This window comes from Pseudomonas hamedanensis (assembly GCF_014268595.2).
Lineage (GTDB): Bacteria > Pseudomonadota > Gammaproteobacteria > Pseudomonadales > Pseudomonadaceae > Aquipseudomonas > Aquipseudomonas hamedanensis.
Genome location: NZ_CP077091.1, coordinates 954,245 through 967,890 on the forward strand (window position 1 = coordinate 954,245; position 13,646 = coordinate 967,890).

General features: G+C 60.2%; 13 protein-coding genes. 1 reads left to right on the top strand and 12 read right to left on the bottom strand.

Annotation, left to right across the window (positions count from 1 at the left end; all coding sequences use genetic code 11):
- Window positions 1–129: 129 nt before the first annotated feature.
- The gene (locus HU739_RS04130) at window positions 130–1,419 is read right to left on the bottom strand and encodes an NHL repeat-containing protein (protein WP_186548304.1); all 1,290 of its coding nucleotides are present in this window, start codon (window positions 1,417–1,419) and stop codon (window positions 130–132) included.
- A gap of 282 nt (window positions 1,420–1,701) precedes the next feature.
- Window positions 1,702–1,968, bottom strand: coding sequence for a hypothetical protein (locus HU739_RS04135; RefSeq protein ID WP_186548302.1), 267 nt, complete (start codon window positions 1,966–1,968; stop codon window positions 1,702–1,704).
- Window positions 1,969–2,312: 344 nt separating this feature from the next.
- Here HU739_RS04135 and HU739_RS04140 point away from each other — a divergent pair, with 344 nt between their 5' ends.
- Window positions 2,313–3,638, top strand: a complete 1,326-nt coding sequence (locus HU739_RS04140) for a sigma-54 dependent transcriptional regulator (protein ID WP_186548300.1) — start codon at window positions 2,313–2,315, stop codon at window positions 3,636–3,638.
- Between the two features lie 60 nt (window positions 3,639–3,698).
- Here HU739_RS04140 and HU739_RS04145 read toward each other — a convergent pair whose 3' ends face one another.
- From HU739_RS04145 to HU739_RS04190, 10 genes are all read right to left on the bottom strand, one after another.
- Window positions 3,699–5,003: a hypothetical protein gene (locus HU739_RS04145; RefSeq protein ID WP_186548298.1), complete on the bottom strand. Its 1,305-nt coding sequence runs from the start codon at window positions 5,001–5,003 to the stop codon at window positions 3,699–3,701.
- 45 nt (window positions 5,004–5,048) lie between these two features.
- Window positions 5,049–5,795 carry a hypothetical protein gene (locus tag HU739_RS04150; RefSeq protein ID WP_186548296.1) on the bottom strand — a complete coding sequence of 249 codons (747 nt, stop codon included), beginning with the start codon at window positions 5,793–5,795 and terminating at the stop codon, window positions 5,049–5,051.
- Between the two features lie 43 nt (window positions 5,796–5,838).
- Window positions 5,839–6,519 (bottom strand): C39 family peptidase, encoded by a 681-nt coding sequence (locus HU739_RS04155; protein WP_186548294.1) that lies wholly within the window; start codon window positions 6,517–6,519, stop codon window positions 5,839–5,841.
- A gap of 63 nt (window positions 6,520–6,582) precedes the next feature.
- Entirely contained in the window at window positions 6,583–7,578 is a 996-nt protein-coding gene (locus HU739_RS04160) for a heme utilization protein (RefSeq protein WP_186548292.1), read from the bottom strand.
- 70 nt (window positions 7,579–7,648) lie between these two features.
- Window positions 7,649–8,221 (bottom strand): adhesin, encoded by a 573-nt coding sequence (locus tag HU739_RS04165; RefSeq protein ID WP_186548290.1) that lies wholly within the window; start codon window positions 8,219–8,221, stop codon window positions 7,649–7,651.
- Window position 8,222: 1 nt separating this feature from the next.
- Window positions 8,223–8,672, bottom strand: a complete 450-nt coding sequence (locus HU739_RS04170; protein ID WP_186548288.1) for a hypothetical protein — start codon at window positions 8,670–8,672, stop codon at window positions 8,223–8,225.
- Between the two features lie 343 nt (window positions 8,673–9,015).
- Window positions 9,016–9,540 carry an AAA family ATPase gene (locus HU739_RS04175; RefSeq protein ID WP_186548286.1) on the bottom strand — a complete coding sequence of 175 codons (525 nt, stop codon included), beginning with the start codon at window positions 9,538–9,540 and terminating at the stop codon, window positions 9,016–9,018.
- On the bottom strand, window positions 9,537–10,100 hold the full coding sequence (pnuC, locus tag HU739_RS04180) for a nicotinamide riboside transporter PnuC (RefSeq protein ID WP_186548284.1): 564 nt from the start codon (window positions 10,098–10,100) through the stop codon (window positions 9,537–9,539). Before pnuC ends, HU739_RS04175 begins: the two co-directional genes overlap by 4 nt.
- A gap of 266 nt (window positions 10,101–10,366) precedes the next feature.
- Complete coding sequence (locus tag HU739_RS04185; protein ID WP_186548281.1) at window positions 10,367–12,070, bottom strand: amidase; 1,704 nt, start codon at window positions 12,068–12,070, stop codon at window positions 10,367–10,369.
- A gap of 205 nt (window positions 12,071–12,275) precedes the next feature.
- Entirely contained in the window at window positions 12,276–13,553 is a 1,278-nt protein-coding gene (locus tag HU739_RS04190; RefSeq protein ID WP_186548279.1) for an OmpP1/FadL family transporter, read from the bottom strand.
- Window positions 13,554–13,646 lie beyond the last annotated feature (93 nt).

Consider the following 13,646-nt stretch of genomic DNA (forward strand, 5'->3'; position numbering starts at 1 on the left):
GCAAGAAATTTTGACCTTGGCGCTCCAGTATTCGTCCGAATGTGCTGATCAACTAAAGCGCCTACTGTCAGAACAACAGGTACGAGGCTAATCCACGCGAACGGTGAGACGCTGTCACCGTCTGTTCGCCTAGCGATTGAGATACCGCGCCACCATCGCCCGGTAGTTGCCGTCCAGCGAATACCCGCCCACCACAATGGCTCCGTCCACTTGCAGCGCCAGTGAGTTGGCGGTGTCCAGGCTTCTCCCCAGGCGGGTCCGTAGCCAGCCATGGCCAGCGCCGAAGCTTGAATCCAGATGGCCATCGGGCCGATACCGGGCGACGATAAAGTCGGCCTCGACCCCGCCGATGGTTGCGCCCACTGCGATGATGTTGCCGTTGGCCATGCGCTGGGCGGCGCTCCACTGGCAGCCGCTGGGGCCGATATCCAGCAACTGGGGCTGGCCGTTATTGCAATGTGCGTCGGGGCGGCCGTTGGCGTGCAGGTTGAACGCCAGGCAGCGAATCGGGTCGCGACTGCTGCCAAAACACTGCAGCGACTCACCGGACTCGATGACCTGACTGACCTGGGCGCTTTTGCCGTGAGCCGTGAATGCCATGAAGCCGTCCACGGCGAACCGTTCATCCAGGCGCCCATCGGGCAGGTAGACAGCAAGCAGGCCTTCTTGCGGAAAACCGATGGAGCCGGCGACCACAATCCTCCCGTCGTTTTTCAGCAGCAGGCGACTCAGCCAGGTATTGAGCAACAAGTGGCGGACCATCACGAAGCCGCGGCCGTTAAAGCTGTCATCCAGGCTGCCGTCGGCCTTCAGACGAATGAGCAGGCCGGCATGGTCCGCGAGTTCGAAATGATGGTTGGCGATCAGCAAGATGCGGCCGTCATCCTGCACGGCAAAATCACAGGCTTCGACACCCGGGACACCGGGCGGCAACCAGTGGTCGCGGGTGCCCATGGACAAGTCGCCGGGCAGTCGCACAACCTGAAAGCCATTATCGGCGAACGCTGGGTCTGGCCGGCCCTGCGCATCGAACAGGGCGAGGCCGGGCAGGGTGCGATGGCTGTTTTCATAATGCAGGCCGGCCAGCAGAATGCGCCCGTCCGGCAGCGCCTGGACCTTGCCGGCCATGGCTTCGAAACCCGCGGCAAACGTACCGATCACGCTGCCCTGAACGCCGAAGGACAAGTCGGCCGAGCCGTCTGCGAGCAAGCGCGCGAGACCGAAACGGCAGCCTTCAAGGGTACCGACCTTGGCGGCCACCAGTATCCGGCCTTGGGCATCAAGGGCGACATCCTGGGTCAGGCTGGACAAGCTGCCGGCAAAGTACACCTGCGCAACGCCGCGGAAGGCGAACGTCGAATCAAGTGGTCCCGGATGGTCTGCTGACGCTGGAAGCGCAAAGGCGTTCAGGGTGGACATGCACGCATCTCCTTGCGAGTTGACCACGGCCGGGAGCCGGCGGGGATAACTGCATGAGCGGAACATTCAAAACCTGAACGCGAGGAAGCACAACTGTTAGAAGTAGCAGGCGGACGGTCGCACTGTGCCAGAACAGTGTCTTTTTGAACCAGTCGCAAGCCTGCCAAGCAACTTAACGAAAAAGCGCTGTAAAAAGTTGTACGAAAGAATGTCTTTTAAAAAAGAAAGGGCAACTAAGGCAAGCATGCGGATGACGTGAATGTCATCCGCATTGTCCTGCGATCAGTGTGGCATCGACCAGGACTGCAACTCATGACCTTCTTTGCTAAGTTCGCTTCGAGCCTGCTGCAGCAGTTGCTCAAGTTGCGCAGGATCAGAGTAGGTGCTGCTAGGAATCTGTGTGCGACCGATGTGGGAATTGGTGCGGTCGATAACGGTCAGGCTCAATTCGCCATTGCCGTCTTGTGGTGCCCAGGCCACGCACTGGAAAGGTTTGAACGCGTGGTTGGCAATCAAAAGAGCTTCGTTGATACGGAGCGGGGCGGTCATGGGGTCTTCTCTCTATAAGTGCCCAATCAAATGATGTGCCGTCGGTTGGGCTTACCGTTCGGCTGGTTACTTGTACTGATGCACGCAACCGGGGAGCAGGTCACACCTGAGACAAAGAAATTTCGACTTTATTTCATGGCCCCGCCATAAAGAGCAGTTTGAAAGCGTGCTGAAAGTTTTGTGTCGATAGGCAACTAACCAATCCCGTTCTTATAACGGATTTGCTGGTACATCTATAAGCAAACGGTACAAGGCTCTGTCAAAATCTTGCTAGTGTTACAGCCAGGTCTGCCAAATGACTGTTTTTACAATCATTTCCTAAAATTTGGCGCCAAGGATCAGACATGAACGAAGCGCCAGCCTTACGCCGTCTACTGGTTGTCGACCCCTGCGACGATTGCCACCGTTTATTGCCCGGCTTGCGCACGGCAGGCTGGGATGTCGACAGTTGTTCGCTGGAGCATGCCGCTGACCGCGCGTGTGATGTCGGCTTGCTGCGTTTGCAGCCTTTTCATCTGGAACGTCCCGAAGCCGTCAAGGAGCTGATCAGCCGCAGTGGCACCGAGTGGATTGCCGTGCTGAATCAGGAGGTCCTGCGCTTACAGAACGTTGGCGACTTCGTCTGTGAATGGTTTTTCGATTTCCACACCTTGCCCTTCGATGTCTCGCGGGTGCAGGTCACGCTCGGTCGCGCGTTCGGCATGGCACGCCTGCGCGGGCAGGGGACGATTCATGTCGATCAGCCGGAGCATGAGTTGCTCGGCGACAGCAAACCGATTCGCGAACTGCGCAAGTTGCTCAGCAAACTCGCACCCACCGAGTCGCCCGTGCTGATCCGTGGCGAAAGCGGCACTGGCAAAGAGCTGGTGGCGCGGACACTGCATCGGCAATCGCAACGCCACAGCAAACCGTTCGTGGCGATCAATTGCGGGGCCATTCCCGAACACCTGATTCAGTCCGAATTGTTCGGCCATGAAAAAGGCGCGTTTACCGGTGCTCATCAACGCAAGGTCGGACGCATCGAAGCGGCCAATGGCGGCACGTTGTTTCTCGATGAAATCGGCGACTTGCCCTTGGAACTGCAAGCCAATCTGCTGCGCTTTCTTCAGGAAAAACACATCGAGCGGGTGGGCGGCAGTCAGCCCATTCCGGTAGATGTACGCGTTCTGGCGGCGACGCACGTCGATCTTGAGGCCGCCATCGAGCAAAAGCGCTTTCGCGAAGACCTCTATTACCGCCTCAACGTGCTGCAAGTGCTGACCGCGCCTCTGCGCGAACGCCACGGTGATCTGTCGATGCTGGCCAATCACTTTTCACACTTCTACAGCCACGAAACCGGACGGCGGCCGCGCAGCTTCAGCGAAGATGCCTTGATCGCCATGGGTAAACATGACTGGCCGGGCAATGTGCGCGAACTGGCCAATCGGGTGCGTCGCGGGCTGGTATTGGCCGAAGGCCGGCAGATTGAGGCCCGCGACCTCGGACTGATCAGCCAGCAGTCAGTCACCGCGCCCATGGGCACACTTGAAGACTACAAGACTCGCGCCGAACGCCAGGCCTTGTGCGACGTGTTGAACCGCCACAGCGATAACCTCAGCGTCGCCGCCAAAGTGTTGGGTGTGTCGCGGCCGACGTTTTATCGGCTCCTGCACAAACATCAGATCCGTTAGATAGCTGAAGATCAAAAGATCGTCCGAACGCGGCCCGAGCGTTCGGACGATCTTTTGCTTTTAGAAGTAATACGGGAATTTCAGGCTGAAGGAAAAGTCCGGCGCATCGTCCGTCAGGCCGATCGACAGGTTCGGCACGATGGTCAGGTTATCGCTGGCGGCAATGGTCATGCCGACGTTGAAGTATCCGGCGTTGGCGTCGCTGGACACCACCGATTCCCAGTCCCCGCCATCCTGTTTCAGCTTGCTCTTGCGTTGCACCAGGTCGGACACCGAGAACGACATACTCATCTTCTCGTTCAACGCGAAAGCGATACCGGCGCCGATCTGGAAGCTGTCGCCGATGCGCACCTTGCCGGGGTTTTTCTGGTTGACCGTGGAGCTGACGTCGTCAAACGACTCCTCCAGGTTGTGCGTGTACGACAGGCTGCCGAACAGCACCGCCGGGTCAAACGTCTTGACCAGCGAGATACCCGGTGTGATCGACCAGACGCCGTTGCCGGTCGGCAGGGTATCGGGGACGAACAGGTTGGAGTTGGCATCGGTCTGGCGCAGTTTGATGCCGAACGGGTCCTTGCCCGTCGGCGCCTTGACCCGCAAGGTGACGACCGCATCCGGGGTGTTGACCGATTCGTCGAGGAACTTGTAGGCGATGCCAAAATTGACGTCGCCCAGGGTTGGGTCCTTGGTCACGGTTTCTTCGGTGGTGACGCCGGCCGCGCCTTCGTTACCGCCACCCGACTGATACGTCGATTCGCGGTACACCACCGGCACGTTCAGGTCGAATTGCCAGCGGTTGTCGAAGTTGTAGCGACCCGTCAGGTCGAAGGTCCAGGTGTCGGCCTTGATCCGGTCGAGGTTGATGTTGCCGAGAAAGATCGAATCCAGCGCGAGGAAACCGTTGAGGATCAATTGGCGAGTGTCATAGCGCGAATAGGTGATGCCGGTCTCGACACTGAACTTGCCACCGCCAAAAAAGCCGCTGGCTTCGTCATACAGGTTGGAGACGCTTTGCGCCGGTTGCGAATCGTCGGCCAGCGACTGACCGTAAGAAGCACCACTGCCCCCGGCGGCGCCTCCCGATGCAGCGGCTGCACCGGTGCCGGTGGCGACACGGTTGCCTTTCATGTCCGATGGCGATTTGGCCAGTCGTTTTGGCGGTGGGGCGGCGGGCTGTTCTTCGACCTGGCGAACCCGTTGTTCGAGTACCGCCAGGGCCTGTTGCTGTACTTCGTATCGTTGTTTCAGTTCCAGAAGTTCCCGTTTCAGGGCTTCTACATCGGCGTCGGGAGCTGCTTGCAGCATCGCCGCGGGTAGAAGGGTACTCAAACACACTGCGGCACGCAGTGATACTGATCGATACATGAATAAGCCGTCCCTTTAAGCCCAATGATCGAGAGTCAGCGTAGTTCAATATCCGCTTATGCGTAGGGCCCCGAGTTGAGTCAGGTTGCAGTCCAGTGCGCCGGCGCTTCTGCCGTTATTGTTCAATACGACGTTGAGCTGTGTGAGGTTGTTGACCACGTTGGCACTGCCCAGCAGGCGGGTGTTCTGTAGCAGTCCGCCCTGGGCGACTTGTTGCAATGCCGTGCCCTGGTTGCCACTGGCCTGAATGGCCATTTGCACGCCACCGCCCGACGCGGAAACCGCGACGCTGCCGGCGCCGTTGCTGCCGGTGATGGTCTGTCCGGCCACGAGCGCCTGACCTTGCGACGGCAGCAGTGCCGGCGCCTGACTGGCTTCGCTGACGTTGATCGCCACATTGTTGCTGGCGGTGTTGCCATCGCCCGCCGCGCGTACGCTTTGTGTCACGCCCTGCGTGCTGTTGAGGCCGGCGCCACCGATGACGGTGCCAGTGCCCAGTGTGGGAGTGCTGCCGTTGCCCGACTCCTTGATGGTCGAGACATAAAATTCCGGTTTGACCGTTGCAGCCTGGATCTGCATCGAGGTCGCGGCCCCGATCAGGTCGCCGCTGGCGTTGCGCCAGGTACTGCTCATGACAATGCCGAAGCTGATAATCCGCCCCGGCATCACATACCGACCACGCAGCTCGGCGAGCTCCTGGTCCTTGATCTCAATGGGTTTGAACCCCGCTTGGGCAAAACCTGATGCACTCGCTGCCAGGCAGGCGGCGGCCAGCCAGTATGAGCTTTTCATTTGCTGCTCCCGGGACATCCAGTCCCATTCTCTAACTCGGCGATTAAAAGAAGTCGCTCTGAATGAACCCGAAATCCATCAATTCCGCATCTTTGACCGGATTGAAGCCGTCCAGCTTGTTCTTTGCCGTCAGCGGCACCGGAGGGCTGCGCAAGGCATTGACCTTGTCATACCCGGGACCCACGATGGCGAAGACAATACCGTTCCAACCTTTGACAAAGTCATCATGTTTGTAGCGTTTGTGCCCGAGAACCGGGTCTGCGATGTACACCCAGTGCTTGTCCGAACGCTGCAACACGACGAAATGCTTGTAGCCGCGAATGTCCATCAGGACCACCACCGGAATGGTCACCGCTTCGAGTTTCTCGGGCGGGATCCGGTAGCCTCGGGCGCGCATGCCGATGCTTTCCACGTAGCGCTTCATGTCGAGCATGGAGAAACCCTGGGTTCGCACCAGGTCCTGGTCAGCGTTGACCAGCATGCCTTTGATGATCTGCTCCTCATCGACGTCGAGCCAATAGGCCTGGCGCAGGACCGTTGCCAGTGCAGCAGCGCCGCAGCTGAAATCGGTCTTCTGTTCGACGATGTCGGCAAACTTGCGCTCACGCAGGCTCTGCACGTCCTTGTAAACGAGCACGCCACCCGGCAGGGCAGCGACAGGCATCTGCGCCGCCTGAGTCAGGCCACACAGACAAAGCAGAGCGAGGAGGGCAGGAGTTCGCATGATCGAATACGCCTTGTGGAACCGGGGAAAAGCCCCGTTGCCGGGGCTTTCGTTTCGATCGCGTTACATGCAGGCTTTGCAACCTGCGGCGATGGACAGCGAGTTGCTTTGCTGGTTGCCCACACCGGCCGAGACGTTGGCTCCACCGTTGCCGGAGAAGTTGTTCATCGAGTTGGTCATGTTGGCATTGTTGACAACAGGGGTTTTCCAGCCGTCTTTGGTCAACACTTGTTGGGTGGTTACGCCAGCGAGGCCAAAAGTACCCACGGCTTCGAACTTGGCTTTCTGATCATCGTTGCCGCCGTGGCCGCCGCCACGGTTACCCCAACCGCCATGGTTGTCGTCTTCGATGGTCGCAGTGCCTCTGGCTTTGAACGTGCCAGCGGCTGCATAAGTGCCGGTAAGGGTGTCGGTTTTGTACGCCTGCACGCCTTTGTTTTCGACGACCAGGCCAGTCGAGGACTGGTTGGCAGAAGCTGCAGCCTGCGCTACACGGCCACCCGATACGGCGATGGCGAGGTTGTTTTTCTGCTGGTTGAAGTTGCCGGCTGTCACGTTGATGCCGATGTTGCCGGAACCATTGTTGCCTGCGTTGTTGAGGGTGGCGTTGTTGAAGGTCGACGAGTTTTTCACGTAGTTATTGTTGTTGACCTGAGTCGCGCTCGAGGCCGCAACAGCGTTACCGAAGATGAAGCTTTCGTCAGCCGTGGCCAGTGCAGCAGCGTTGTCCTGCTGGTTGCCGTCGCCAGCAGCAACGTTGGCGCCCATGTTGCCGTTGGAGCCATTGAGCGAGTCGCTGGCATTGGCGTTATTGAGCGTGCCCTGGTTTTTCACCACGTTGCCGTCGCTGTCTTGCACGTCAAGTACGGCGGCGCCGGCGCCGGCAGTGATTTGCAGAAGTTGTTCCAGGGTAGGGCCTTTGGGCTGGTGATTACCGTGCCCGTTGCCATGCCCGTTACCATGACCGTTGTTGTCATCACGGCCGCCTGCCTGTGCTGCGATTGCCATCACTGCTGCAAGTGCGAAAACCAGTGGTTTGAGAGCCATTGTAGGTTTCATGGTGTTTCTCCATCGTGCTTATTAGTTGGTTAAGTGTTGGTACTTTCTAATTGCACTGCGTGTGTTTGGGTCAGTCTGCGACCCGGATGCTCAGGGTGTTAGCCATGCGGTTCCCCACCCCGGCACTCTGGTTCACCTGGATGACCCCGCGGCTGCCGGTGAAGGCCTGATCACTTGTCGTGACCTGGCGACTGCCGGGTGGGGTACCAGTTGCTCCTGAGCTCGGTAAAAACGCCACGTTCTGTTGCGAAAGGGCGCTGTCGTCAACGCTCTGCGGTGCAGCACTGATGCTGACGCGCGTGACGTTGGCCATCTGGTTATTGGCCCCGGCACCCTGGTTCACACCGAGGATGCCGTTGCCATTGCTGAAAGAATTGCCGCCGATGTTGGCGCTCGCGTCGATGGCGCGGCTGGCAGGCGTGTCGATGTTCTGCCTGACGCTGGTGGTGGCGTGCGCTTCGGTGCCGATGGCAATCGCCTTGGTGTTGGCTTGCTGCATCTGGTCACCCGCGGCCTGGTTGACGTTGAAATTGCCACGGTACTGCGTGCCGGAATCCTGAATATTTGCCTGGTTGACTGAAGTCGAATCGGCCATGACGCTGGTGCAGCCGAGCAGGGCGAGCAGCAGAAGAGTGCGATTCATCTCACTGGCCTCCGGCCATGCGGGTCAGGGGTGCCAGACCGGTGCTCATCGCCCGGTTGACCGTATTGGAGATCGAGCCGCCCGCGCCGCCACCCGTGCCAACGCGCATGCCGGGCAGACCGTTCTGGTTGGTCAGGGTATTCATGCCGGGCAGGTTGGAGCTGGGGGTGGTCATGTTGCCGCGAATCGAAGAACCGCTGGCGACACTGGCGAAGTCGCCGTCGCTGAGTTCGGTGTTGCTGAGGGTCTGATTGATCCGCGCCGAAGGGTTGGCGTTGACGGTGGTCGGGTAGGGGTCTTTGCCGCCATTGCGACCGATAGGGATCGGCTGCACGTCGCGATTGAGGACGATCACGCCATTGCCTTCGGCCTGCGCGCTGACACTGAACACGGCGCTGGCGGCTGATCCGATCAGCAGAAGACAGGTCAAACCTTTCTTGAAATTCCCCACGGCTGCAATTCCTTCTTCGGTGGGCTGCCCTTGGTCAGCGTTGTGAAGGAGAGAGCGAAAGCTGTGCCGCTTTTGGAATGCCTTGGCTTTTCAATGATTTGCGTAAACCCCGTGCGGGTTCGGGCTGGGATCTGTTTCAAACGTGAAACACGCCGAGCGGCACGCAGTTGGCACTGGCCTGAGGGATGCTCTGGCGCGGGGCTAACGTCGAGGTGTTTCATTGGTGTAACAACGCTGATGACAAAGCCATGAACATGGCCCGCAGCGGCCTTTGAGCGGTCGGCGGTGTTTCAGAAATGGACACTTTGCGCAGACTCGACGGGCGTTGGCACCCGCCGCCGGGTTATTCGGCGAGTAATTGCTCGACGGCGGCAAAGGCTTGCACTTGCCGTGCGGCCCAGTCGCCCTGAATGATTTGCAACGGTTGCTGGTGCTGTTCGAGCCAGTGGCGAGTGGCGTGATAGAACGCCAGACGCTCGGGCAGGTCTGGTTGGCAGCGCTGGCCATCTTCGGTCCAGTCGATCTGCTCCGGTGACAACAGAAGGTGCAAGTCGTAATGGCGCTTGAGCAGTTCCGCTTCCAGCCAGGCCGGGCAGGCGCCGAACAGCGTCTGGCTCCAGAGAATATTGCTCAACAGATGGGTATCGAGAATCAGCAACGACGGCTGTTGCGCGCGTGCCTCATCCTCCCATTGCAACTGGCCTCGGGCGATTTCGGGAATGTCGGCCAGGCAGGTATCGCGGGGGTTGAGTTCGATAAACCGACGCACGTATTCATCCACCCGAACGCCGCCGAAACGTTGTTGCAGACCCGCCGCCAGCCAGCTTTTGCCAGTGGACTCAGGTCCCGTCAACACGACAACTTTCATCGTTGCAGCGCCGGATCGGCTCGCCATTCGCGATAACCCTGGACGGCGAGCAGGGTGAACAGCCCGTACAACGCAGCGGTGAGGTACAGCCCTTTATAGAGGAACAGCCCGACGAAAATCACATCGAGCACGAACCATAGCGCCCAGCATTGCAGGCGTTTCTGCGCCATCCACCACTGCGCCACCAGGCTGAACCCGGTCAGAGCCGCGTCGAGCCAGGGCTGCGCGGCATCCGTCCAATGGGCCATCGCCGCGCCGAGCAACAGACTGCCGACCGCACCGATGCCCAGACCGGACAGAATTGCGCGCGAAGGCAGCCGCGTGACATCCCGCCCGTCGTGCATCGTGCCGGCGCGGGTCCACTGCCACCAGCCGTAGAGTTGCAGCGCGGCGTAGATCACCTGCAATAACATGTCCGAATACAGCTTCACCTCAAAGAAGATCCAGCTGTACAGCAACAGCATGACCAGCCCGATCGGCCAACACCATGGATTCTGTTTGACCGTCAGCCAGACGGCGATCACGCCGAGGGCGGCGGCAAACAGTTCGAGCCCGGACATGAAAACTCCTTGGGGAGTGAGAGAAAGCCGCGGATTGTACTGCATCCACCAGAATAATGGCCCGATGCAGCTCCACAGGGATTTTTGCCTGGATCAAGATTAATGGGTTTACACACGACCCAATGTGGGAGCGAGCTTGCTCGCGAAGGCGGCTTTCCAGCCAGCAGAGAGGGTGCGGCTTAAGGCCTCATCGCGAGCAGGCTCACTCCTACAATTGAAATGCGTTCCCCCTGTGGGAGCGAGCCTGCTCCCACAATTGTGTTGCGTCAGACCAGTGGCGGCGTGCGCGGTGGGATCTGGCGTTTGCTGCCGGTCGATTCGAATGCCGACGCCAGGCGTATCAGATTCGAATCGTCGTAGGCGCGGCCGGCGAAGGTCAGGCCGACCGGCATGCCGATGTCGCCCATCAGGCCCATGGGCACGGTAACGGTCGGGACGCCGAGATGGCGGATCGCGAGGTTGCCGTTGGCCACCCAGACGCCGTTGCTCCAGGCAATGTCGGCCGATTGCGGGTTGACGTCCGCGTCGGCCGGGCCAACGTCGGCGACGGTGGGGAACAGCACCGCGTCGAGGCCGAGTCGGTCCATCCAGTCTTCAAGGTCGATGCGCCGGGTCTGCTCCAGCCCACGCAAGCCATCGGGCACGGTGGGGATTTCATTCCACGGCGTGATACCGCGCTCGGCCATGCGCACGTATTCATCCATGCCGGCGGCCAGATCACCTTCGCGGTTGGGCAGGGTGCCAGGGTCGTGCGGGAAAATTTTCGCGCCGTCGACGTCAACCAGACGATTGAGTTTCGGGTCGCCGTTGGCTTGCAGGAAGTCGTCGAATGCCCAGGCTGTCAGGTCCCACAACTCATGATGCAAGAACTCTTTCGACACCAGCCCGCGAGTGAACACCGTCGGCGCGCCCGGGCGATCGCCTTCACAGTTGGACACCAGCGGGAAGTCGGTTTCGATCACTTCAGCACCGGCGGCTTCGAGGGCCTGCCGCGCCTGGTTCCACAACTCGATCACCGAGGCGCGGGTCTGAATGCGCTGGCCCGTCGGCCCACCGATACCCGGTGCTTCGCTGGTGCCCGCCTCAGGGTCGGCATTGATGAACATGCGCGGCACGGCGAAACGCTTGCCGGCAAGGGCTTTGGCATCAGCGGCCAGATCAGCGTAAGACGCGGGACGCACTTCGCTGACGCTGGGGATGGGCACCCACGTTTGCAGGCGCCACAGGTCGCCACGGGTGTCCGGGTCTTCGGCGACGACAATGTCGAGCACTTCAAGCAGGTCCGCCATGGTCCGGGCGAAGGGCACCACCACGTCCATGGTTGGGGTCAACGGCCAGTTGCCGCGCACCGAGATTACCCCGCGAGACGGGGTATAGGCGCACAAGCCATTGTTGGACGCCGGGCCACGCCCGCTCGACCAGGTCTCTTCGGCCAGACCGAATGCGGCGAAGCTGGCGGCGGTGGCGGTGCCGGCACCATTGGACGAACCCGAAGCGAACGGCGCTGTCAGGTAGTCGGCGTTGTACGGGCTTTCGGCACGGCCATAGACACCGCGCTGCATGCCGCCATTGGCCATCGGCGGCATGTTGGTCTTGCCCAGGCAAATGGCGCCGGCACCGCGCAAACGTTCGATGGTGAAGGCGTCGCGATAGGCAATCAGATCGGCGAACGCCGGGCTGCCGGACGCGGCAGTCAGGCCCTTGACCAGATAACTGTCCTTGGCGGTATAGGGAATGCCGTCGAGCGGGCTGAGGGTTTCGCCTCGGGCACGCCGGGCATCGGAGGCGCTTGCTTCGTTCAACGCTTCAGGATTGCGCACCACCACGGCATTGAGCGCCGTCGGTGTGTCCGCGCCGTCGTAGGCATCGATACGGGCCAGATAAGCCTGTACCAGTTCGACCGCGGTGGTCTGGCCGGATTCAAGCGCAGCGCGCAGTTGGGCGATGGAAACTTCGGTGACTTCGATCATGCAATCACCGCTGTCAGGCAGGGCGTGTTTTGTCTGGAAGGCGTGTTCATTTCGGTTCTCGGTGCACAGCTTGAGACGACAAGGTTAAGACTGGCGCCTATTTAACACCAAGCCGCGTGCGGAGTAATCGGCAGGATTGATTTTCGACGCGGCCGGCGCCTTCGAACAAGCCTGTTCCCACACGTTTGGACGGCGCCGGACATGGCTAGAACCGCCAGGTCACGCCACCGCCGACGATATGCAGGGCGCTATTGGGATAACTGCCCGACAGCGTCTGCCCGTTGCGTTTGCTCTGCTGCACGTCCATGTCGCCAAGCCAGACCAAAGTGTAATTGAGGTTGAGGTCGGTATTTTCCGCCAATGCGTAGCTCAGGCCGGTCGCCAGTCGCCAGGTCTCGTTCATCGGATTGTCGACGGTGCGGTTTTTGTCTTTGACGGCGGAGCTGTCGTATCCGATGCCCATGTTCCAGCGCAGAGACGGGCTGATCTGGTTTTGCGCGCCGATCGACAGGTGCCAGGTGTCCTGATACTGGCGATCCACCGAGCGGGAAACGTTGCCGGCCGCCGTGTCGACGTTCACGCCGATGTCGGCAAAGTCGCTCCAGTCCTGCCAGTTCAGCGACCCGAACAGGGTCCATTGTTGGTTCATCTGATGGGCGATGCTCAAAGTCGCGCTTTGCGGGATGTTCATGTCGATTTCCAGCGCCTCGACGTCCAGCCGCGACAACGCCAGATTGAGCAGGGGATTGCGAATGCCGTGGGCCGAAGGCGAGTCCTTGAACTCCAGTTTGACCTTGCTGGTGTAGGCGAAACCGACCGTGGTTCGCGGGTCCAGCTGATAACGCAGGCCGAGGTTGAGGCCGACGCCGGTGTCGGTGTCCTTGTATTGCACGTTGCCATCCTCCCGGAACGGCGTGCCCGGCAGGAAGGCGTTATTGTCGACGGCCATTTTTGTGTAGTAATAGCCGTACACCAACCGTGGGCCGATCCCCATCGACAGATCATCGGTGATCTTGTAGGCGAACGTCGGCTGCATCGACACGCCAATCAGCGTCGACTCCTGCGTGAAGTAACGCCCGGCCCAGTCATCGTCGTATTTCACACTCAGACCGAAGTTGCCATACAGGCCAAAGCCGACGCTGGCGCGATCGTTGACCTCATGGCTGATGAAAAAACTGCTGCCCGGCAGGATCGGCAGCGGGTTGCCACCCTCGTTGCCGGAAAAGTCGTTATCCGCGTTGCGGTCGAAACCCAGTCCGCCGAACACTGCCTGACCGGTCAGAGTGATTTGCGTGCCGTGGAGCGCAGCGATTCCCGCCGGGTTGCTCATCAACACGCCTGGATCGCTGGCCAACGCCGCCGAACCGGCATTGGCCAGCCCGGCGCCTTCCTGACCGGCTTCATACAGCTGAATACCGCCCGCCAGTGCCTGCCCGGCGCTGCCGGCCAAAGCGAGAATCATCAGTGAGTGTGTCGACCGCATCCGCAACTTCCTTATCAACAGGGACGTGCATCAGGTTTAGACGGGAATCGGCCGAAGCACCAGTGTCGCGACTGGCGCCAGTGTTCGAAAACA